Origin of the sequence: Agarivorans sp. Toyoura001, from assembly GCF_005405585.1 — a bacterium.
In the GTDB taxonomy this organism is placed as follows: domain Bacteria; phylum Pseudomonadota; class Gammaproteobacteria; order Enterobacterales; family Celerinatantimonadaceae; genus Agarivorans.
Window position 1 is genome coordinate 52,016 of the sequence record NZ_BJEQ01000010.1, and the last position, 21,850, is coordinate 73,865.

The window sequence follows — 21,850 nt, forward strand, 5'->3', positions numbered from 1 at the left end:
CTCTTAATGGTTTTGTTTAATGGCTTTCATTGAGTGGATCAATTGATTGTATAGTTACGTTCTGGGTTTCCCCGCTCGTCGCGTTAGAGCTTTCAGCGGGGGGCTCTTCCTCGCTGGGCAGTGCCGGCTCTATTACACCCTCTGAGTCTGTTGCTGAATCTGTTTCGTTATCTGATTGTTCGTCATTGGCGTCGTCTCCAGCTTTTGGGATACCCATTTGCTCGGCGTTTTTCTCAACCACTTTTTTCTTAATTTGCTCGCCTTGCTGTTCGAGATCTTCAATGCTTCGCTGCTCGCCTAAGTTGTAGACAGCGTAACCGGCACTCACAAACTGATCTTGGGCTCGGCCTAATACCATGGCATTAAATGGAGCATTAATAAGTTCTACCTCTTCAGTAATGGGGTTACTAATCTCACCCAATAACTGACCTTTTTTAACCTTTTGTCCAAGGCTGACTTTGTTAATCAAGATCCCGCCTTGGCGAGAACGGATCCACTCAGAGGCGTAAAATACTGGCTGAGGTGATGACCAAAAAAACGAACGAGGCAGCATTTCAATGGCACTTAAATAGCTGCGCAGCGCCTTAGCCCCAGTTTCTACAAGCTTCACATCAACCGTAAATGGGCCGCCAACTTCCATGACTACCGCAGGAATACCTGCAGCAGTAGAAGCACCACGTAAACTGCCGGGAGGGGCGATGCTTTGCAGTACCGGAATTGCGCCAAAATGACTGGCTAATTCAGATACGGCTGGCAGGGTAATATCGGCGCGTAACTGGCTTACGTTTTCTCGGTACATAGAGCCCGAGTGTAGGTCGATAACACTATCACAGTGACGAATGATGCTAGTGAACAAGCTGTGGGCGACTCGAGAAGCGGTAGAGCCGTTAGGATCACCTGGGAACGCTCGGTTAAGGTCGCGACGATCAGACATGTAGCGATCTTTACGCCACAAGCCATCAATGTTAACCACTGGCACCGAAATAATGGTGCCTTTGAGATCTTCTGATTTTAAGTTTTGCACTACCCGGCGCGCAATCTCTACGCCGTTTACTTCATCGCCATGAATCGCTGCCGTTAAACATACCCTAGGACCGGGCTCTTTACCGTGAATAACCACCACTGGGGTGGCGAGTTCAAAACCACCAGGTAAGTGACCAGAATACCAATCTAGAGTTGCAGTGCTGTTAGGGCTAAGTTCGGTATTCAGTAAAGTTAAAGGGCCCCAAACGGGTTCTTGAGCTGCTTCGTCGATGGCGGTTTCTACATCTTCCTTGGCTGGCGTATTTTTGCCCACAACAATAGGAATAATTGGCTTAGGTTGATCGGGCAGTTCTAGCGCTTCGCTAGTCTTAGCGCTTAGCGCATCATTGTTGGTGGTTGTGTTATCTGTGCTTGTGCTATCAATATCAGCGTTGTTGACTGGGCTGCTTGAGTCTTGCGTTTGTTCTGATGACGGGGCGGCCTTGAGCTCGGCAGGTTCACTAAGGTCGGCTTGTTCCGCTTCCGATAGCGTTGGATTCATTACCTCTTCATATTGATCTTCTTGCTCTGTAGCAAAGGCAGTAAAACTGAAACACAACAAAACAAACAAAACACAACGTGACATAGCGTCTCCAATTAAAACAAATGGTTTGGCACTAAAGCAATGCGAACAGCAAATGCAGCAACAGTGATTAAAGCAGGTTTAGGTTAGCGCTGCTTGTATTAATACATTACGTGGACTGGTTTGGAAGGAGAAAAGTTCCGTTAATCCAACTTGATAACCGTGTTCTTGTAAAAATAGGGCACGATCTAGCAACAGCCAGCGTTCCATTATGGGCCTAAACAGGTGCTGTACCAACTCTATTTGTCGTACTAATAGGTGGCGTTGCTTACCCAAGCGTAAATAATGCTGCCAATCGAGATTGGCTGGCGCTGTTAGCGAGTGCTGTTGGCAGGCCCAATGAGCAAAATCATTAAACAGTTTACCTTGGGCAAACCAATGTTTAGCCACTGAAGGCAGCGCTTGGTAGTGAGTCTCTCCGCTGAGCGCTTCGCGCAAACATTGATAACTTAAACGCCAATGAATTTCTCTTTGGCGCAGTGTTTGTACTCGCTGTCCAGAAGTGACGGATTGGGCGACCGCTAAACGTAAATCTTGCCTGGTTAAATGCAATACGCTTCGCTTAGCTCGAGCTGACAAGGTTTGATAGTGCTCGCTGGTAATTAGGTGGTAACAGCATGGGCACAGGCTAAGCTCTTGGGTTTTACTTTGAACGGCTGAACGCAACAGTTGTAAATGCAGTTCGCCACAGGCATGTAAGGCAACGGCATGTTGCTGGGGTTTTACATACTGATGGGAGTCAGCGTTTAATACGTTACAGTGATGAAAATGCTGATCTACATTTAACTGCTTGGCGAGCTGCTCACCGTGTTCACATAAGCTGGCTTGCCATTCCAAGCTAGTCACTGGCAGTTGGTGGTGAAAGCTAATCAATCGACCAAGGTGCCCCTTACCTGCACACCATTCTAAAATGGGTAGTTTTGTATCGCTCAGTTGCTGGCTAAAAGCTTGGATTTGCTCAGCTTTTCGTCCTTTAATGCCAGTGTTAAACCAAAAGGGAGTAGACAAAGGCTGTTGTTTGGCTGGGGCAAGTGACCACTGCTCAAGGCATGGGCTTAACTCTGGAAAAAATTCAGCGAAGTGAGCAAGGGCTAACGCAGGCTCTAATTCCAGTTGGTTGATTTGGGTTTCGCTTAGGCTTTGTAAGCTATTTAGCAACCCTGGGTTGTGCCAAGGCAATTGCTGATGCTGAAAAGGGGTGAGTTGCCAGTAGGCTTGATACCTGCTTAGCAAAAGATCATGTTGGCTAAATTGAGCGTGTAAAACCTGTGGCGTGAGTGCTTGAAACATTGCTTAAGACAAGCCCTGGTAGCGGCCGCTTTTATGATTAAGGGCTATGACTATGTTTAAGGCGGCAGCGCCTGCAATAGACCATAGCAGCACGCTAAGTGGTACTAAAAAGTAAGATGCTGCCACAATGACAATGTCTAGCGCCATTTGCACGTGTCCGGCTCGAATATTAAAGCGCTTTTGTAAATATAGCGCCAGAATATTTACTCCACCTAAGCTGCCTTTATGGCGGATCAAAATAAGCATACCGGTACCAATTAAGAAACCACCTGCCACAGCGGCATAGGCGCGATTGAGCGCAGCGATATCAATCACAAGGTGCATGTAATCGGTAAACAAGGACACTAGTAATACACATGCAATAGTTCGAAAGGTGAAGGCGGCACCCATTTTGACAAAGCCTAATACAAAAAAGGGTAGGTTAATAATTAAGAAGATTTGGCCAAAGGAGAGGTCTAAAAATTGGTTTGCGAGTAAGGCTAAACCAGCGGTACCTCCGGTGAGTAGCTGAGTCTCTTTAAAAAAGAATACCCCTAAAGCCACCATGGTGGTGCCAATTAACAAGGCTAATATATCTTCTAAAAGATTGTGCCGTTCCATTGAGCTTCCGTTATTAAATACTGACAGAGAATAATAGCATCGCCAGTCAGTGTTTGAGATAAATCGCTATATGAAATCATAGAAACAAAAAAAACCACCATGATTATTACTCATAGTGGTTTTATCTGTTTATGCTACAGGCCGCTGAGTGGCTAAATTAGCTTTTTTCGCGGGCAATCGCGCGGTAACCAATATCGTTGCGGTGGAACATGCCTTCCCACGATACTTTTTTCACTAGCTCATAAGCATTAGCTTGTGCCTCGGTTACTGTGTTGCCTAATGCTGTGGCACATACAACTCGGCCACCATTAGTGACAATGTTACCGTCTTTATCGGCAGTACCTGCGTGGAACACTTTTGCGCTATCGCTTTCTTCGCTAAGGCTTGGCAAGGTGATTACGTCACCTTTTGGGTAAGAGCCTGGGTAACCCGCTGCTGCTAGTACTACACCCATAGCTGGGCGAGCATCAAACCTGGCAGTTTGGGTATCTAGTTTTCCGTCTACTGCAGCTAAACATAGCTCAACAATGTCCGATTGCATACGCATCATAATAGGCTGGGTTTCAGGGTCACCAAAGCGGCAGTTATACTCAATAATTTTTGGTGAACCATCGGCCATAATCATTAAACCAGCGTACAAGAAACCAGTGTATTCATTGTCTTCTGCAGTCATGCCTTTAACGGTAGGCATGATCACTTCATCCATAATACGCTGGTGGATTTCTGGTGTAACCACTGGTGCGGGTGAATAAGCACCCATGCCGCCAGTATTTAAGCCGCTGTCACCGTCACCAACACGTTTGTGGTCTTGGCTAGTTGCCATGGCGAGTACGTTAGTGCCATCTACCATTACGATGAAGCTGGCTTCTTCGCCATCTAAAAACTCTTCGATAACTACACGTGAACCGGCTTCACCAAAGGCATTGTCGGCTAGCATATCTTCAATAGCGGCAATGGCTTCTGCTTCGGTCATGGCAACAATTACGCCTTTACCTGCTGCTAAGCCATCAGCTTTCACTACAATTGGCGCACCTTGCTCTTTTACGTAAGCAATCGCAGGCGCTACTTCAGTAAAGGTTTGGTAGTAACCGGTAGGAATGTTGTGACGGGCTAAGAAATCTTTAGTGAATGACTTAGAGCCTTCAAGCTGAGCCGCTTTTTCAGTTGGGCCAAAGATTTTAAGGCCTGCCGCTCTAAAGGCATCGACCACACCAATCACGAGTGGTGCTTCTGGGCCAACAATGGTCAGTTCAACCTGGTTTTGCTGCGCAAAGCTAAGTAAGCCGGCAATGTCTTCTACACCAATGGCTACGTTTTCTAGCTTAGGCTCAAGCGCAGAACCTGCGTTACCTGGGGCAACAAATACTTTTTCAACTGAAGGAGATTGCGCAGCCTTCCATGCTAGAGCATGTTCGCGGCCACCGCCGCCAATCACAAGTACGTTCATGTTTGTCTATCCAATACTGAGTAAACGGGGCTTGGCGCACCAAGCCAAAATACAAAACAGCCAGCGCTGGGCTGGCTGTTGGTTTCTAGTGGTAGAAGTGGCGCATGCCAGTGAATACCATGGCCATGCCATGTTCATCGGCTGCGGCAATCACTTCATCATCGCGCATTGAACCACCAGGCTGAATCACACAGGTAATACCTGCTTCAGCAGCGGCGTCGATACCATCGCGGAACGGGAAGAAGGCGTCTGATGCCATTACACTTCCGGCTACTTCTAGGTTTTCGTCGGCCGCTTTAATGCCAGCAATTTTGGCACTGTAAACGCGGCTCATTTGACCTGCACCAACGCCAATGGTCATGTTGCCTTTAGCATATACAATCGCGTTAGATTTAACGTATTTTGCTACTTTCCAGCAGAATAGTGCATCGCGCAACTCTTCTTCACTCGGTTGGCGTTTGCTTACTACGCTTAAGTCGCTTGGGTTTACCATGCCTTGGTCACGGTCTTGAACTAACAAACCGCCGTTTACACGCTTAAGCTGTAAACCAGTAGTTTTAGTAGACCATTCACCACACTCTAACAAACGTACGTTTTTCTTAGCGGCAACAATTTGTGCTGCGGCTTTAGAGATTGCAGGAGCAATAATCACTTCAACAAACTGACGAGAAACAATCGCTTCAGCGGTATCAGCATCTAACTCGCGGTTAAAGGCAATAATGCCGCCAAACGCAGACGTTGGGTCGGTTTGGTAAGCACGCTCGTAAGCTTCTTGAATAGTGCCACCTAGTGCTACGCCACAAGGGTTAGCGTGTTTTACAATCACACAGCAAGGCTCGTCGAACTCTTTCACACACTCAAGGGCGGCGTCGGTATCGGCGATGTTGTTGAACGACAAGGCTTTACCTTGTAGTTGGGTGGCGGTAGCAACAGAGGCTTCTTCGATGTTGTTTTCTACATAAAAAGCAGCAGCTTGGTGGCTGTTTTCGCCATAGCGCATGTCTTGCTTTTTAGTGAATTGGCTGTTGAAGGTGCGTGGGAATTTGCTTTCTTCGTCGCCTTCTTTGTTGTCGCCGTAGCTTGGTACCATGGTACCGAAGTAGTTAGCGATCATGCCGTCGTAAGCGGCAGTGTGTTCAAAAGCGGCAATGGCTAAATCAAAACGGGTAGCGTGAGCGAGTGATTTATCGTTGGATGCCATTTCAGCCAATACGCGATCGTAGTCTGAAGCATTAACAACAATGGTCACGTCTTTGTGGTTTTTAGCCGCGCTGCGCACCATGGTAGGGCCGCCGATGTCGATGTTTTCAACCGCATCTTCAAGGCTACAATCTGGGTTAGCAACTGTGGCTGCAAATGGATATAGGTTTACTACTACCATATCGATAGCGTTGATGCCGTGAGTCTCCATCACTTCATCATCGGTACCACGTCGACCTAGTATGCCACCATGTACTTTTGGGTGAAGGGTCTTAACACGTCCATCCATCATTTCAGGAAAGCCGGTGTAGTTAGAAACTTCAATCACTTCAATGCCGTTTTCGGCAAGTAGTTTAGCGGTGCCACCAGTAGACAAGATCTCTACGCCTTGCTGGGCTAAAGATCGAGAAAATTCGATGATGCCTGTTTTATCTGAAACACTGATCAGTGCACGTCGAATTGGTCGAGCGTTTTCCATTGGAGTTTTATCCTCATTAGCAGTTATATGCGCTAGCGGTACAAGTTGCCCGAAAAATAAACAACTTAGGTTTGAGGCGCGCATTTTACAGTAAAAGTGTGAAGAATGCGCCGTTTTTAGCTGAATAATCTTGGGAATTGACACCTACTGGGTGGCTAAAAGCGCAGAAAGTACTATGAACACAAGCCGTTAACTGGGCTTTGTTGACCGCTTGGTGATAAAAATAAGCCTTAAAGGCGGAGTTGGGGCTGGCCTTAGGTTTTTTGTTCGTTAACCCGATTTGGTAGTTTGCTGAGTATTTGCTTGCTGCTTGGCGGCAATAGGTAGCTTAAAACTGTAACTGTTTCGGCCATTTTGCTTGCTGTTATATAAGGCTTGATCAGACAAGCTAATGATTTCTTCAAGGCCGATATCAGCACTTTCTGCAATAGATACACCCACGCTAATAGTGACATGAGACAGTCCTTCCACTCGGGTAAACTTATGGGGTATCTGTTGTTGGTTTATTGATTTAATCAGGCGGTTAGCCGCGTACTCGGCATAGTCGTAATCACTATTACTAAGAATAGCGATGAACTCTTCGCCGCCATAGCGGGCGATTAAATCACCAGGGCGTTTACAAATGCCGGTATCAATGAGGGCTTTGGCGACTTGCTCTAAACAAACATCACCTGCAGGGTGGCCATAGTGATCATTAAATTGTTTAAAGTGATCAATGTCTATCAGCATAATGGTAATTGGGTAGCCGCCGCGCTGGGCGCGTCGCCATTCTTGTTCTAAAAACTCATCCGCGCAGCGGCGATTAGGGATCCCGGTGAGGCTATCGGTAATTGATTGTTTCTCTAGCTCTCGGTAAGCGGTTCTTAATTCTTGTTGCGAGGCTTCTAAGTCAGAGGTGCGCTCCCGTACTCGGTCTTCTAATACTAACTGAGCTTGGCGTAAGTTAAGCTTGGCGTTTCGCTGGCTAAAGTAGAGTAGAAAAAACAAACTGATTGCTACCGACACCGAACTAACAATGCCTAGTACTACAATGTTTCGCGTGCGGGCGTAGACTTCAAAGGCTTCAGCTTTGTCTATCTCGGTGGTTAAGCCAAAATCGTAGGTGGGTTGCCATGTCCAAGCGCCCACCACAGTTACACCTCGATAATCTGGATAGCCCTCGGTGTTATAGCTGGTATTACCTTGAGTAGCACTTTGTGCCATAAAAGTGAGCGCTTTAAAGCTGCTATCGGTGCTGTTAGCTTGCGCTTTGGGGTCGGTAATATAGAGGTTATTAATTGCGCTTTGTCCCGGTTCTAAAATGCCAGAGCGATGTAACTCTTCATCAAATCGACTGGACGAGAGCATTAGGCCGTTACGATCAAAGGCATAGGTTTCTCCAGAGTCCCAAATGCGGCCGAGTTGGGTAATTCGGCTAAAGTGGTCAGCTTGATTCACGCTAATAATAAGCACCCCTTTGATTTGTTGCTGCTGGTTAATAACCGGTGCAGAGAAGTACATATTGTCGAGCTGTTTGGCTTTAGCTTGGTTAATGCCAGTAATAAAAATGGCTTCGCCCTCTAAAACTCGATTCATCTTAAGGTGTTCATATTCAAACAAAGGGTGCAGGGTATTGACTTGATTACGCATATTCGAGTTAAGGACTCGCCCTTCTACATCGCTTAACCAGTAGGCATCGTCTTGATAGGTTTCCATCATTAAGGCAAAGCTTCGTTCTACGTTAGCTTCGGCACTAGCGAGTAACATAGAGGGGCTTTTAGGGTTGCTAAAAATTTCGGCAGACAGAGTGATACGTTCCGACTGAGCGGCATTACGTAGTTCTAACAAACGGTGTTGGATCCAAATATGATGAGCTTCTTGAGTAGCCCTTAGCACGGTGCGCAAAGATTCTTTAACTTTAAGCTGAACCTCATCTTCAATATTCTCTAGCGCGGTAAATACAATGGCGAGAATAGCTAAACTGAAGAAGGCAACCATTGCGACTACGGTGCCTAATTTCACGAACTTGGGTTTGGAGTCTTGTTGATTGCTTAAAATATCTTTCACCAAGAGTTCAAAGGTTGATTGATAATTAACCAGTATGGACGGGGTATCGCGTTGTCTCAACTTAACGGCTTAAAATAACTTTTACATCAATAACTTGCGCATAGGTTAATTAAGCCGGTTAAAGCTGCTATTTCACTTCAGTCTCTAGTTGCTCAATCTCTTTCCACAGTTCGTCTGCATCGGCACTCAACATTGAGTAGGTCATAATGTCACCGCGCCGTTGCGCCAACATCGCTGATTCAAGCAAGGCATCGTACTTTTGGCGTTTGCGTTTGATAGGGTTGGGTTTTAGAAAACTAAACATAAACACTCCTTTGTTATTAATAAGAACGCATGGATGCAGTAAAAAGTTCTGTGTAAATCGATTATTTTTGGCTAGGTTTGCTCACTGCTGCGATTTAAGATCACTGGCCCGGTGCCATGAGCGGCTAACTGATCGTCGGGGTTATACAGCGGGCAGCTATTCATTGATAAACAACCACAACCAATACAACCGGTTAAGGAATCTCGTAGTTGAGTCATTGTCTCAATCCGTTGGTTTAAGTTTTCTCGCCACTGCTGAGAGAGCAGCTCCCAGTCATTTTTATTGGGTGTGCGGTTGTTTGGCAATCGGGCAAAAGCCGCTTTAATATCTGCCAGATTAATCCCCATTTTTTGTGCCGCTTTAATTACCGATACTCTTCTTAGTACCTCCGGGTGGTAACGCCGTTGATTACCTTGATTCCGCTGACTTTGAATCAAGCCTTTGGCCTCATAAAAGTGCAGGGTAGATACTTTTATGCCACAGCGCTTAGCCACTGCGCCTACCGATAGAGCGTGTTTGGCTTGTTGATTCATCTTGCTCTCCATTTTTTTCGAGTTTAGTAAAGAAAAAGCTTTACCTCAACTTAGCTTGAGGTTTTAAGGTATTTACTAAGTCAATACTAAGACGATTAAGCAATCACGGAGAGACGTATGTATTTAGAACATATAAACCTAACAGTTAAAGACATGGATCAAACGTTAGTTTTTTATAAAGCGGCATTTCCTCATTGGTGGGTGAGGGGGGAGGGCCAGCAAACGTGGTACGGTACCGATCGACGTTGGCTGCACTTTGGCGATGACAATCATTATCTTGCCTTTAACGACAACGGATACGGTGAAAATCGGCCTTTAGAGGGGAATCAATTAGGCGTGGCGCATTATGGATATGTAACGGCTGATCTAGATGCTGTGATTAGTCGCTTGCTAGCGGCAGGCTTTGAAATTCATCATGAAGGGGCGCAAAGTCAGCATCGGCGTAACGTGTATTTCCGCGACCCAAATGGCTTTGAAGTGGAGTTTGTAGAGTACTCATCAGACTTACCAAAAGAGCGAAATCTTTACGAATAGACTCCACCTACACTTATTTAAAAGGCCTGCTTGTCAGGCTTTTTTTGTTTCTTTGAGAAAATCCTTGACCCTATACCTAGCTACAGGGTTTATCATAGGTGTAGATGGAGGGTCGCATGTACAAAATTGGCGAATTAGCAAAACTCAGTGGTTTAACTGTGGAAGCGTTGCGCTTTTACGAGCGTAAGGGCTTGTTAGCGCCAGTAGCTCGTGGGGCGAATCAATACCGAATGTATAGCGAACAAGACCTGGCAAGGCTTGGTTTTATTCAGCGCGCCAAGCAAGCCGGATTATCGATTAAAGATATCTTGGAGCTGCTTACCCTGCGCGAGCATGCTGAAACCTCTAGCTGTGGTGATGTAAGCAGCGTGGTAGCCCACAAGCTACATAAGGTGCAGGAACAATTGCTTCAGCTGCAAGCGTTTGAAGCCACCCTCAAAAAGCTGCATGACGAGTGCTGCGGCGGTGAAGAAAGTGCTACCTCTTGTTCAATATTAAAGGCCTTAGATGATGTTATTGAATAACTTTGTAAGTTTGTTTTTAAGTGCTGCTCCTTGGTTGTTTTTAGGTTTTGTTATTGCTGCTAGCTTGAAATTAGGCTTACCAAGCCGTTGGCTAGCAAAGCACTTAGGCAATAGTAAGCCCAGTACGACCATTAAAGCGGCGTTTATTGGCGCGCCTTTGCCTTTGTGCTCTTGTGGGGTTATTCCCGCCGCCATGGGCCTGCGCCGAGCGGGCGCATCTAAAAGTGCCACCACTTCTTTCTTAATTGCCACACCGGAGACAGGTGTTGATTCAGTGGCAGTATCTTATGCCTTATTGGGGCCTGTAATGGCCATTGTTCGGCCCGTAGCTGCTATTACCAGTGCAATTGTGGCAGGTTTACTTGTGGGAAACAGCGAAGATAATAAGCCGGTTACTAGCGAAGTAAAAAGCTGCTGTAGCAAAAAAAACGCTAGCCAACAGCAGCAAGCAACTGCTGAGGTAAAGCTCAGCGTTAAACAAAAAATAAGCGCTTGGCTGAATAGCTTTGCTGAACTGGTGGGAGACAGCTATTTATGGCTCTTGATCGGTTTGGTATTTGCCGCCTTGATTCAAACTTACTTGCCCGAGAGCTTTATGACCCGCTGGGGACAAGGCTGGATCACTATGTTAGTGATGGTGTTGGTTGGCGTGCCTATGTACATTTGCGCCACAGCATCAACGCCTATTGCCGCAGGTTTAATCATTGCTGGTATATCGCCAGGGGCGGCCTTGGTATTTATGCTGGCGGGGCCGGCCACTAATGTTGCTACCTTAATGTTGGTTCGCCAAGAAATGGGAGTGCGTGCGTTAGCCGCCTACTTAACCGGTGTTGTAGTTAGTGCAATGGCCTTTGGCTGGGGCTTAGATTGGGCAATTGGCCAATGGCACTGGCAAGTAAATCCGGTAGCTTGGCAAGAGCACCAGTTAGTGAATAGCTGGTGGGTGGTAAGTAGTAGTTTGGTTATTGCGATATTGATGTTACGCGCAGGACTCAATGATGCGCGGCAGCGCTGGGTGGGCACTGCCGCATAAGTTCAATATTATTAATTAGTTGGCACGCGCTTAAACATTGCACCGTTGTTTAAGCGCAAATTTTCGCCGTCACTCATTAGCGGTTCTTCTAACGCTTGAATGAACTCCATTTCAATTTTATTAGCCATGTCGTCACACAGCATGCGTGTCATGCCAATAGGCTGATTAACCAACAGCTGTTTGCCATTCCACTCAGCTTGGCCAAAAAAGTTATTACAACCCGTGGTGCCAGAAATCTTAAAGCCCTTATCGTTTTCTTCTAAGGTAAACGCTGGCAACTTAATGTCGGCAATGTTGTAAAAGTCACCGGTCATATACCAACGGGTATCTGCTAAATCCATGCTTGGCTCCGATTGATTACTGGTACAGCCGGTTAAGCCCAACGCGATTGTTAAACCCAAAATTAGCTGTTTATTCATGGTAGTTACCTCAAGTAAGCACAAAAACTATTTCAAGCTATTGTAGAACACAGAGAGAGTGAAAAGTTCGTTTACTGATAAAATTAATGTTTTTTTTAGGTGGTTTTAATATCAACACAAAAAGTAACTATCAGCCTAATTGGCACTAAGTTACCGCCAAATGCGAGATGTTTCACACTTATTGGACAGTTCTCGTCCTATGCTTCGCTCATCAATCATTGGACGAAATTAAGTAGGTAAACATGAATCAGCAAGCGAGTGTATTTCATTTAGGTTTGAACCCAGAAATGCTGAAAGGCGCCACGTTGGCCATCATTCCTGGTGATCCACAACGCGTAGAGCGTATTGCTTCATTATTGGAAGAGCCAGAATTTTTAGCCTCACAGCGTGAGTTTACCTCTTACCTTGGCAAGTTGAATGGAACACCTGTTGTAGTGTGTTCAACTGGTATTGGTGGTCCATCTACGTCAATCGCGGTAGAAGAATTAGCCCAGTTAGGTATTCGCACCTTTTTGCGTGTAGGTACTACTGGCGCTATTCAGCCACACATTAATGTTGGTGACGTGATTGTTACCACGGCATCGGTTCGTTTAGACGGAGCCAGCAGCCATTTTGCTCCAATGCAATTCCCTGCTGTTGCCGATTTCTCCTGTATGCAGGCCTTAAACAGCGCGGCGCTAGACGCTAATGCTACTTGTCATGTCGGTGTAACTGCTTCAAGTGATACCTTTTACCCGGGACAAGAGCGTTACGACACGGTATCTGGCCGAGTAGTGAAAGCCTTTCAAGGCTCGATGGAAGAGTGGCAAGCTATGGGTGTGCTTAACTTTGAAATGGAAAGTGCCACCTTATTCACCATGTGTGCATCTCAAGGTTTAAAAGCCGGTTGTGTGGCGGGCGTTATAGTTAACCGTACTCAACAAGAAATTCCTGATGAAAGCTTGATGAAAAACACCGAGCACCAAGCAGTAAACATTGTAGTAGAAGCCGCACGTAAGATGCTTGGTTAACAAAAAACTAAGCCAACTTGCCTGATGGCTTAGCTGTCCTTTCCATATTCAGCCCAATAGTTCGTTAAGTTCTATTGGGCTTTTTTGTTCTCAGCGACCTGATAAGAATAAATCGTATGCAATAAAAAAGGCCTATCAACAGATAGGCCTTTTTGAGCAATATCTAAGTCTTAGCTTAGTTCATGCCGTATTTTTTTAACTTCTTGCGTAAAGTACCGCGGTTGATACCTAACATGATTGAAGCGCGAGTTTGGTTGCCACGCGTGTATTGCATAACTACGTCAAGCAACGGAGCTTCAACTTCAGATAGTACTAATTCGTACAATTCAGACACATCTTCGCCATTTAATTGTGCGAAGTAGTTGCGCAATGCTTGCTCAACAGAATCACGCAATGGACGTTCTTTCACTTCAGTACTCGTAGCACTGCTAGTCATAGTAGAAAGTGTGTTTGTGGTGGTATTTGAATCAAACATACTTGACGCTCTTTTTAATTAATTAATGATCACAACTATTCGAAAAACTGCTCAATCGCGGACGTTTGTACCAGGGCTGATTCAAGCTGGTTAAACTGGCTACGAAACTCGTCCGTGTCCGCTAATTGCTTCAAGTACCACCCCACATGTTTGCGAGCGATACGTACCCCTTGGTACTCCCCGTAGTGTGAATACAGGTTGTCTAAGTGGTGAAGCATTACTTCCTTCACTTCTTCGGCCTGTGGCGAAGCAATATGCTCACCAGTGCTTAAGAAGTGATTAATTTCTCTGAAAAGCCAAGGGTTACCTTGGGCTCCTCGACCGATCATGATGGCGTCCGCTCCAGTATAGGCCAGCACATGCTTGGCTTGCTCTGGGGTGGTGATATCACCATTAGCCACAATCGGTATTGAGACTTCTTGTTTTACTGCTTTGATAGTGTCGTACTCAGCCAAACCTTTATACATACATGCTCGCGTCCGACCATGAATGGCTAAAGCTTGAATGCCAGCCGTTTCTGCAAGCTTGGCAATATGCAAAGCATTGCGGTGTTCTGGTGACCATCCAGTTCTAATCTTTAAGGTCACAGGAACATCAACCGCCTGTACAACAGCATCAAGAATCTTTGCTACTAGTTCCGGTTGCTGTAACAGCGCCGAACCAGCTAGCTTTTTGTTTACCTTTTTCGCCGGACAACCCATATTGATATCGATGATTTGCGCGCCATTTGCCACATTATGTTGGGCGGCGAGAGCCATCAATTCTGGGTCAGCTCCAGCTATTTGAACACTGCGTATGCCGCATTCATCTAGGTGAACCATACGATTTAGCGATTTTTGGCTATTCCACACCCGAGGGTTACTGGACACCATCTCCGAAACCGTAAGCCCTGCGCCTAGTCGCCAACATAAGCGGCGAAAAGGTTGATCAGTAATGCCAGCCATAGGCGCTAGTATCACCGGATTGTCCAGTTTATAACTGCCTATATTCATGACTCGCGTTCTTCTCAATCTCAGGGCGGCGTAGTTTACGACTTTTTTAGCACGCTGGAAAGGCTATATTTTGAACATTTTTCAAAAAAAAAGCTGGATTTTTAGTGGAGGAATATGGCAGCAAACCCTTTGAGATAGGGTTTGCCCCACTTTTTCGGGTAACTTAGCGTTTTGTGCCGCTTAATCGACACCATTCTTGATCGAGAACAACCGGATCCATATCGCACTGTGATTGATAAGCATCCACAACGGTGGAACTTTGTTCTTCTAGAATGCCAGATAAGGCAATTAAACCTTGCGGTTTTAGGTAGGCGAGTATTACTTCTGCCAATTCTTTAAGTGGCCCTGCGAGAATATTGGCCACTACGATGTCGGCTTTAAAATCTGTTGGTTGGTCTTTGGGTAGATATAGCTCGAGTTTGTCGGCAACGCCATTTCGCTCGGCGTTGTCACGGCTGGCAAGAATGGCTTGAGGGTCGATATCAATGCCGACGACGCGTTCAGCGCCAAGCTTGATAGCGGCAATCGCTAAAATGCCGCTGCCACAGCCAAAGTCCACCACTGTTTTACCACTAAGGTCGAGTTGGTCTAGCCACTTTAAACATAGCGCTGTTGTGGGGTGAGTGCCTGTACCAAAGGCAAGCCCTGGGTCGAGCATTACGTTTACTGCGCTTGGGTCGGGTACGTCGGTCCAGCTTGGGCAAATCCAAAGGCGCTTGCCAAATTGCATGGGGTGGAAGTCTTTCATCCACTCGCGTTCCCAGTCTTTATCTTCAAGTTGATCTAGCTTGTAGTTGCCATCGTCAATTATCAGCGCTTCGCGCAAGAACTCAAGAATAGGCGCCATATCGGTGGTGGCGTCGTAAAGGCCTTGCACGTCGGTATCACCCCATAACGGTGTTTCCCCTAATAAGGGCTCAAATACCGGTGTGTCGTGACGGTCTAACAGGGTAACGGCTTGGCTACCGGTTTCCATTAGTATGTCGCCAATGGTCTCGGCAGTGTCTTTTGTGGCGTTAATTTTTAGCTGGATCCAAGGCATTGTCCGCTCCTCTAGAAGATTATGCGGCAAGTGTACTGGGTTAGATAAGGCTTAGCATTAAAAATATGCTAAGCCTTTTATTGGCGGGTTTAACTGCTCGGGCTTAATCCGCGATGGCGGTATTTAGCACGCTTGTATAATAGCTGTAGGCCTCGGTAACAGGCCAGTAGGGCAAGTACAATGGAAGGTGCATTGAACACCACGCTAACAATCACCACCGCTATGGCTAAATAGAGAAAAGGAATAAATTCGTATAGAGGCTCTGGGATCACCTTCCGTTTACGTAGAAAGGATTTTTTAAATTTGTCGTAACGACGGTAGTTAGACCTAAGCACCCACACTAAGGCTCCCATGGCAAATAAAATAGCCCCACCTACATGGGCTAGCCAAGGCTCTAGAAACAACATGGAGCTGGTGCCTGCATACAAATATCCACTAGGTAGTAATTCGTATATCGCTTTCGGTAACATGGTTGCCTCCATTGCTCTTAACATTCCATTAACTTATTAAGCATAGACTCAATGAAGAAATTGACCAAATAGTCTACTAATCTACTGTGCGATGCTTAGATGATTGGGCTGCTGCAGTTGTCGTTTGCGCTTTTTGCCAAGCGTGTTGGCGGTACTTATGCCGCAAATACAGCAGCGAACAGCCACGATACATGCATAACATAGCGATGCCGTAAGCCAGTAAAGTAGATTGGGTAGAGGCTAAGCTTAGTGCTACTGCGATAAAGAAGAAGGGCATAAATTCGTACAAGGATTCGGGAATGGTAAAGCGTTTGCGAGAGTGGACCACTTGATCGTGGCGTCTAAAGTTGGAACGCATCACCCATATAAGCGCGCCAAGGCAAAACAATAGCGCTCCGCCGGCTATGCCTAAGTTTGAGTCTATCCATAATACAGAGCTAGACCCTGCGGCCAAATACAGGCTTGGCAATATTTCATATATTGGCTTGATGATCATGATGTTACACGCTATTCCATTGTATTTATCGGCTAAATTACCACTTCCCAAAGCATAACTTTGCTCTAACTAAGATGAACAAAGTGTAAGTCAAAATGAAGATTCTGCTTTTTTCCGTGAGATTAGCTTGCTTGTTTGCTGTAACAACTTGGTTACAGATTGAACGGTATTTAGTCTTTCAAAAAGTAAACTTTATGGTTTACTTTGTTTGATTTGAATGTAAACTCTTCGGTGTAATTTGTAGAGGTAGAGATGTTGACTATTCGACGTACCGTAATGAGTTTTTGTTTGGGAGGATTAATGAGCACTTCGATAGCACCCGCACTGGCGGCAGACAACAGCATATTTAATACCACACAGCTTGATGGCAAGTATCAAAACAGCCAAGCAAGCCCTGCCAACAGCTCGGCATGGGGAATTTTATGGCGTTACGTGACTGAGCGTCGAGTAGATGCCACGCCGACTAATGCTATTCCAGTGTTGCCATTAACTGCCGCTTCACTCGATGCCTTGCCTTCAGAGCAAGATAGTGTGATTCGTTTCGGTCACTCTAGTGTTTATATGCTGGTGGGTGGGCAGCGATGGTTAATTGACCCTGTTTTTTCACAGCGTACTTCGCCGTTTAGTTTTATTGGGCCAAAGCGCTTTCATCAACCCCCGCTAAATCTTAACGAGCTAGATAACATTGATGGGGTATTGATCTCTCATGACCATTATGATCATTTAGACAAATACAGCATTGGCCTATTAAAAGACAAGGTTAAGCACTTTGTAGTACCTGAAGGTGTTGATCAACATTTAATTGATTGGGGCGTAAAGCCTGAACGTATTCAACGTTTACGGTGGTGGCAATCTGCAAAATTTGGTGAGCTAAGCATTACTGCCACGCCAACTCAGCACTTCTCTGGACGTGGATTATTTGATGGAAACCAAACCCTGTGGGCATCCTATGTGATTGACTCTCCCAACAAACGGATCTTCTTTAGTGGTGACTCTGGGTACTTTGATGGTTTTAAGCAAATTGGCGAGCGCTTTGGTCCCTTTGATCTCACCATGATGGAAACCGGCGCTTATGATAAAGATTGGTCAGCGGTGCATATGACACCCGAACAAGCGCTGCAGGCTCATCTCGATTTGCGTGGTCAAGCCATGATGCCAGTACATAACGCCACTTTCGATTTGGCCTTCCATTCGTGGTACGAACCACTAGAACGCATTAGTGCGCTAAGTCAGCAAGCGGGTGTGGAGTTAGTGACACCAAAAATTGGTGAAGTTTTCAAAGTTGGTCAAAACCAAACTACCGAAGCATGGTGGCGAGACTTAAAATAAGCACTTGGATTTACGCCAATAAAAAAAGGCCCTAAGCATGCTTAGGGCCTTTTTAGTATCAGCTTGTTGCTTATTGCATGCCGAGTTTTTTCTCAAGGTAGTGGATGTTTGCTCCACCAAATTGGAAGTTTTCGTCTTGCATAATTTTTTGCTGAAGCGGCACGTTAGTTTTGATGCCGTCAATCACTAGCTCTGACAATGCGTTCTTCATACGAGCAATCGCTATGTCACGGTTTTCACCGTAAGTGATCAGTTTACCAATCATTGAATCGTAGTAAGGCGGCACTGAGTAGCCTGCATAAACGTGTGAATCCCAGCGAATACCCATACCACCTGGTGGGTGGAAACGGTTAATGCGGCCTGGAGATGGGATAAAGGTTTCCGCATCTTCAGCGTTAATTCGACACTCAATGGCGTGACCCGTTAGCTTCACTTGATCTTGGCTAAACGACAGTGGTTGGCCAGCAGCAATGCGCAGTTGCTCTTTGATTAAGTCGATACCTGTCACCATTTCGGTAACCGGATGCTCAACCTGAATACGGGTGTTCATTTCAATGAAGTAGAACTCACCGTTTTCGTACAAGAACTCAAAAGTACCTGCACCACGGTAGTTAATTTCAATACAGGCACGAGTACAGCGCTCACCAATATTGCGACGCATATCTTCAGTGATGCCTGGCGCTGGCGCTTCTTCTACCACTTTTTGGTGGCGACGTTGCATAGAACAATCACGCTCACCTAGGTGAATCGCTCCGCCTTGGCCATCAGACAATACTTGAACTTCCACGTGACGTGGATTTTCTAAGTACTTCTCCATGTAAACAATATCGTTACCAAAGAACGAACCAGCTTCAGTACGGGTTAAATCAACAGAAGTATGTAGTTCTTCTTCTTTGTGAACCACTCGCATACCGCGACCACCGCCGCCGCCAGCTGCTTTAATAATAATTGGGTAACCAATGCGTTTAGCGATTGCAGCATTTTGCTTTTCATCGGTGCCTAGCGGGCCATCTGAACCAGGTACACATGGTACACCGGCTTTTTTCATGGCTTTAATCGCTTCAACCTTGTCGCCCATCATGCGAATGGTTTCAGCTTTAGGGCCTATGAAAACAAAACCACTTTTCTCAACTATTTCAGAGAATTCAGCGTTTTCAGACAAGAAACCGTAGCCCGGGTGGATCGCTACTGCATCAGTGACTTCAGCGGCAGCAATAATGCGCGGAATGTCTAAATAACTTTCCGATGCTGCAGGCTTACCAATACAAATTGATTCATCGGCTAACAATACGTGTTTTAAATCACGGTCGGCTGTTGAGTGCACAGCGACGGTTTTAATGCCCAATTCTTTACAGGCGCGCAAAATCCGCAGGGCAATTTCACCACGGTTAGCAATAACTACTTTATCTAGCATACAAATGCCTCTTTATTCGATGATGAATAGCGGTTCATCAAATTCAACAGCTTCACCGTCGTCAACTAAGATGGCTTTTACTACGCCAGCTTTGTCAGCATCAATCTGGTTCATCATTTTCATTGCTTCAATGATGCACAATGTATCGCCTACGTTTACTTGCTGGCCTTCTTGTACAAACGGTTGTGCTTCAGGTGAAGATGAACGGTAGAAAGTACCTACCATTGGCGATAGCATTTTGTGACCAGATGCCACAGCTTCGCTGGCAGCTGGCGCTGCAGGAGCATTAGCAGGTGCGGCAACTGGCGCTGGCGCAGCAATAGGTGCTGGGGCGTATACTGCTTGCGCTGCACCACTAAAATTACGGCTAATGCGTACTGCTTCTTCACCTTCAGTGATTTCTAATTCAGCTACACCAGATTCTTCAACTAATTCGATTAATTTTTTAATCTTGCGAATATCCATAAGGGCTCTCTTTATCGTATTAGGTTAATTAACAACTATTGCTGCAGCTTGTTTAAGGCTGCAGTCAAAGCAAATTGATATCCTTGGCTACCCAAGCCACAAATCACTCCCTCAGCTTTGTCTGCTAAGTAAGAGTGATGGCGGAAGGGTTCACGTGCATGCACGTTAGACAAGTGAATTTCTATAAAAGGAATATTCACACCTAGCAGAGCATCACGCAGTGCAACACTGGTATGAGTAAAAGCCGCAGGATTGATGATAATGAAGTCAATCTCGCCCATGGCTTGATGAATGCGATTAATCAGCTCGCCTTCGATATTGGATTGAAAATCCTGAAGGCTAACACCCATGTCATGGGCTTGAATGCGCAGCTGCTCAACAATGTCGTCTAAACTCTGGTGACCGTAAACCTCGGGTTCACGCTTACCAAGAAGATTAAGATTTGGACCATTGAGTAACAAAATAGAGAATTTATTAGTCATTTTCGTTGAAAAGCCAGCTTAAATTATAGAACGTGTCGATTTCTGAAGATTAGCACATTTATCAATGGTAAATGTGCTAAGTCATCGACATTTTCGGTAATTATAGTGTTTTCGCAGAAAATGGCAGCATTTTTCTGGTCTAATCAGTTCGTTTCGGCGAGAGGCTCTGTTGTTAGGTTACGTAGCCATTTCTTTTGGTTCATTCGCCAAAAGCACAACATAGCCTTAAATACTTCTTCGCTTAGGGCAATACAGAAGGCAGTAATTAAGCTCACATCAAACACAAAGATTGCGATAGACGTTAGCATTAAACCCACTCCCCATTGGCAGAAGGTATCCGACATTAAGCAAAAACCATTATCACCACCACTACGTAAAATACCGTTAATTAGCACCATGTTGAAGATGCGTAACCAGGTAGAGGCGGCCAAAATTAGCACCAATTGTTGTGCTAGTTCCAAGGTTTCAGACTCTAGCGCGCCAAACAAGTTCAATAAAGGGTAGCTTAATAGCCACACTGCAACACCAATAGCGATAGCGGCAATTGGGCTAACCAGTAAGGCTAAACGAGCATCTACCCAAGCTTGGTTAAACTGGTTCGCGCCTAGTTTATTACCCACCATAATGGAACAAGCAGCAGAAAAGCCCATGAAACAAGATATAGCCATGCCTTCAATAGGGCTGATCAAGCTCATTGCTGCTAAGGCATTGGTGCCTAGCTGACCATATAAGGTGGCAAATACAAATACACCACTAGACCAAATGCTAAAGTTGATCACTAAAGGCAGTGCCAGCTTGGCATATTTGTTTACTTCTGCGCGGCTAAATTGCCAAAAACCAATCATTGATACTTTTAGTAGTGGGTGCGATTGCCACCATAAACTGGTAACCAAAACGACAAGCTGCAACAAGCGGGCAATCACTGTTGCTACGCCTGCGCCAACAATGCCCATTGCAGGGATGGGTCCAAAGCCAAAAATAAGCACTTGGTTTAATAGAATATTAGCGACTACCGCAAAAATACTAATGTACAGCGGGAGTTTGGTATTGCCGCTAGCACGCAAGGCAGACTCGATTACAATCACTGGTAGGGTGAATAAGATCATCAACGCGGTGGCGCGAATGTAGTCACTACCAATGGCAACCAAGTGTGCGTCGCTGCTGCCCCATTGCATAATGGTGCTTGGGCTGAAGATCATAAATGCCAAGGTAGTAAGGGTAAAAATAAGCCCTGCGTAAAACGACAGTGCCACAGTACGGCCAATGGCGTTCCAGTTCTTAGTTCCCCAGTGCTGAGCACTTAAAATAGCGCAAGCAGTAGAAAAGCCATTCAAGATGACAATTGCCACAAAAAACGCACGACCAGCGTAACCTACTGCTGCCACTTCGGCATCACCTAAAGTAGCAACCATAAGTACATCCACTAGGCCTAACAGGCTTAGCAGTACTGCTTGTAAAGATATTGGCCAAGCTAGGCGCCAGAACTGCTCTAGCCATGAGCGATTCAATGTAATAGGAGATGCTTGCATAACAACCTCAAAACGTGACTTGCATCAGATAAAAGCTATCCGCTTGAAAACGGTAGCCAGAAATTATGGGCGCGATACTATCTTATATAAAAGAACTTCCACATAATTGAAGCTATCTAAAATATGTTTAAA

General features: G+C 45.6%; 23 protein-coding genes. 5 read left to right on the plus strand and 18 right to left on the minus strand.

Annotation, left to right across the window (positions count from 1 at the left end):
- Window positions 1–16: 16 nt before the first annotated feature.
- The 8 genes from FFR00_RS12880 to soxR form a co-directional block, all read right to left on the minus strand.
- On the minus strand, window positions 17–1,609 hold the full coding sequence (locus FFR00_RS12880) for a succinylglutamate desuccinylase/aspartoacylase family protein (RefSeq protein WP_137673811.1): 1,593 nt from the start codon (window positions 1,607–1,609) through the stop codon (window positions 17–19).
- Window positions 1,610–1,687: 78 nt separating this feature from the next.
- Complete coding sequence (locus FFR00_RS12885) at window positions 1,688–2,896, minus strand: methyltransferase (protein ID WP_137673812.1); 1,209 nt, start codon at window positions 2,894–2,896, stop codon at window positions 1,688–1,690.
- Window positions 2,897–2,899: 3 nt separating this feature from the next.
- The gene (locus tag FFR00_RS12890) at window positions 2,900–3,496 is read right to left on the minus strand and encodes a YitT family protein (RefSeq protein WP_137673813.1); all 597 of its coding nucleotides are present in this window, start codon (window positions 3,494–3,496) and stop codon (window positions 2,900–2,902) included.
- Between the two features lie 157 nt (window positions 3,497–3,653).
- Complete coding sequence (gene purD, locus FFR00_RS12895) at window positions 3,654–4,943, minus strand: phosphoribosylamine--glycine ligase (RefSeq protein ID WP_137673814.1); 1,290 nt, start codon at window positions 4,941–4,943, stop codon at window positions 3,654–3,656.
- A gap of 85 nt (window positions 4,944–5,028) precedes the next feature.
- Complete coding sequence (purH, locus tag FFR00_RS12900) at window positions 5,029–6,621, minus strand: bifunctional phosphoribosylaminoimidazolecarboxamide formyltransferase/IMP cyclohydrolase (RefSeq protein WP_137673815.1); 1,593 nt, start codon at window positions 6,619–6,621, stop codon at window positions 5,029–5,031.
- A 270-nt stretch (window positions 6,622–6,891) separates the two neighbouring features.
- A complete protein-coding gene (locus FFR00_RS12905; RefSeq protein ID WP_137673816.1) occupies window positions 6,892–8,727 on the minus strand; it encodes a diguanylate cyclase in 1,836 nt (611 codons plus the stop codon).
- Between the two features lie 67 nt (window positions 8,728–8,794).
- Window positions 8,795–8,971 (minus strand): DUF6435 family protein, encoded by a 177-nt coding sequence (locus tag FFR00_RS12910; RefSeq protein WP_137673817.1) that lies wholly within the window; start codon window positions 8,969–8,971, stop codon window positions 8,795–8,797.
- Window positions 8,972–9,042: 71 nt separating this feature from the next.
- Window positions 9,043–9,504: a redox-sensitive transcriptional activator SoxR gene (soxR, locus tag FFR00_RS12915; protein WP_274595116.1), complete on the minus strand. Its 462-nt coding sequence runs from the start codon at window positions 9,502–9,504 to the stop codon at window positions 9,043–9,045.
- A 117-nt stretch (window positions 9,505–9,621) separates the two neighbouring features.
- Between soxR and FFR00_RS12920 the strand changes: the two genes are divergently transcribed.
- The 3 genes from FFR00_RS12920 (at window position 9,622) to FFR00_RS12930 (ending at window position 11,595) form a co-directional block, all read left to right on the plus strand.
- A complete protein-coding gene (locus tag FFR00_RS12920; protein WP_137673819.1) occupies window positions 9,622–10,038 on the plus strand; it encodes a VOC family protein in 417 nt (138 codons plus the stop codon).
- 116 nt (window positions 10,039–10,154) lie between these two features.
- Window positions 10,155–10,562, plus strand: coding sequence for a Zn(2+)-responsive transcriptional regulator (gene zntR, locus FFR00_RS12925; protein ID WP_137673820.1), 408 nt, complete (start codon window positions 10,155–10,157; stop codon window positions 10,560–10,562).
- Entirely contained in the window at window positions 10,546–11,595 is a 1,050-nt protein-coding gene (locus tag FFR00_RS12930) for an SO_0444 family Cu/Zn efflux transporter (protein ID WP_137673821.1), read from the plus strand. The genes zntR and FFR00_RS12930 overlap by 17 nt, the downstream gene beginning before the upstream one ends.
- 11 nt (window positions 11,596–11,606) lie before the next feature.
- Here the strand turns inward: FFR00_RS12930 and FFR00_RS12935 are convergent, their stop codons facing one another.
- Window positions 11,607–12,014, minus strand: a complete 408-nt coding sequence (locus FFR00_RS12935) for an META domain-containing protein (protein WP_137673822.1) — start codon at window positions 12,012–12,014, stop codon at window positions 11,607–11,609.
- Between the two features lie 242 nt (window positions 12,015–12,256).
- Here FFR00_RS12935 and udp point away from each other — a divergent pair, with 242 nt between their 5' ends.
- Window positions 12,257–13,024, plus strand: coding sequence for a uridine phosphorylase (gene udp / locus FFR00_RS12940; RefSeq protein WP_137673823.1), 768 nt, complete (start codon window positions 12,257–12,259; stop codon window positions 13,022–13,024).
- A gap of 175 nt (window positions 13,025–13,199) precedes the next feature.
- Here the strand turns inward: udp and fis are convergent, their stop codons facing one another.
- The 5 genes from fis to FFR00_RS12965 form a co-directional block, all read right to left on the minus strand.
- A complete protein-coding gene (fis, locus tag FFR00_RS12945) occupies window positions 13,200–13,499 on the minus strand; it encodes a DNA-binding transcriptional regulator Fis (protein WP_016402072.1) in 300 nt (99 codons plus the stop codon).
- Between the two features lie 35 nt (window positions 13,500–13,534).
- Window positions 13,535–14,491 carry a tRNA dihydrouridine synthase DusB gene (dusB, locus tag FFR00_RS12950; RefSeq protein ID WP_137673824.1) on the minus strand — a complete coding sequence of 319 codons (957 nt, stop codon included), beginning with the start codon at window positions 14,489–14,491 and terminating at the stop codon, window positions 13,535–13,537.
- A 163-nt stretch (window positions 14,492–14,654) separates the two neighbouring features.
- Window positions 14,655–15,533, minus strand: coding sequence for a 50S ribosomal protein L11 methyltransferase (prmA, locus tag FFR00_RS12955; protein ID WP_137673825.1), 879 nt, complete (start codon window positions 15,531–15,533; stop codon window positions 14,655–14,657).
- Between the two features lie 89 nt (window positions 15,534–15,622).
- Window positions 15,623–16,003, minus strand: coding sequence for a hypothetical protein (locus FFR00_RS12960; protein WP_137673826.1), 381 nt, complete (start codon window positions 16,001–16,003; stop codon window positions 15,623–15,625).
- A 76-nt stretch (window positions 16,004–16,079) separates the two neighbouring features.
- Window positions 16,080–16,550, minus strand: coding sequence for a hypothetical protein (locus FFR00_RS12965; RefSeq protein WP_161985161.1), 471 nt, complete (start codon window positions 16,548–16,550; stop codon window positions 16,080–16,082).
- A 249-nt stretch (window positions 16,551–16,799) separates the two neighbouring features.
- Here FFR00_RS12965 and FFR00_RS12970 point away from each other — a divergent pair, with 249 nt between their 5' ends.
- Complete coding sequence (locus FFR00_RS12970; RefSeq protein WP_137673828.1) at window positions 16,800–17,828, plus strand: MBL fold metallo-hydrolase; 1,029 nt, start codon at window positions 16,800–16,802, stop codon at window positions 17,826–17,828.
- A gap of 70 nt (window positions 17,829–17,898) precedes the next feature.
- Here the strand turns inward: FFR00_RS12970 and accC are convergent, their stop codons facing one another.
- The 4 genes from accC to FFR00_RS12990 all read right to left on the minus strand — a co-directional run bounded on the left by accC (window position 17,899) and on the right by FFR00_RS12990 (window position 21,718).
- Window positions 17,899–19,242, minus strand: a complete 1,344-nt coding sequence (gene accC, locus FFR00_RS12975; protein ID WP_137673829.1) for an acetyl-CoA carboxylase biotin carboxylase subunit — start codon at window positions 19,240–19,242, stop codon at window positions 17,899–17,901.
- 12 nt (window positions 19,243–19,254) lie between these two features.
- Entirely contained in the window at window positions 19,255–19,707 is a 453-nt protein-coding gene (accB, locus tag FFR00_RS12980) for an acetyl-CoA carboxylase biotin carboxyl carrier protein (protein WP_137673830.1), read from the minus strand.
- Between the two features lie 35 nt (window positions 19,708–19,742).
- A complete protein-coding gene (aroQ, locus tag FFR00_RS12985; protein WP_137673831.1) occupies window positions 19,743–20,189 on the minus strand; it encodes a type II 3-dehydroquinate dehydratase in 447 nt (148 codons plus the stop codon).
- Between the two features lie 143 nt (window positions 20,190–20,332).
- Window positions 20,333–21,718: an MATE family efflux transporter gene (locus tag FFR00_RS12990; RefSeq protein ID WP_137673832.1), complete on the minus strand. Its 1,386-nt coding sequence runs from the start codon at window positions 21,716–21,718 to the stop codon at window positions 20,333–20,335.
- Window positions 21,719–21,850: the final 132 nt, after the last annotated feature.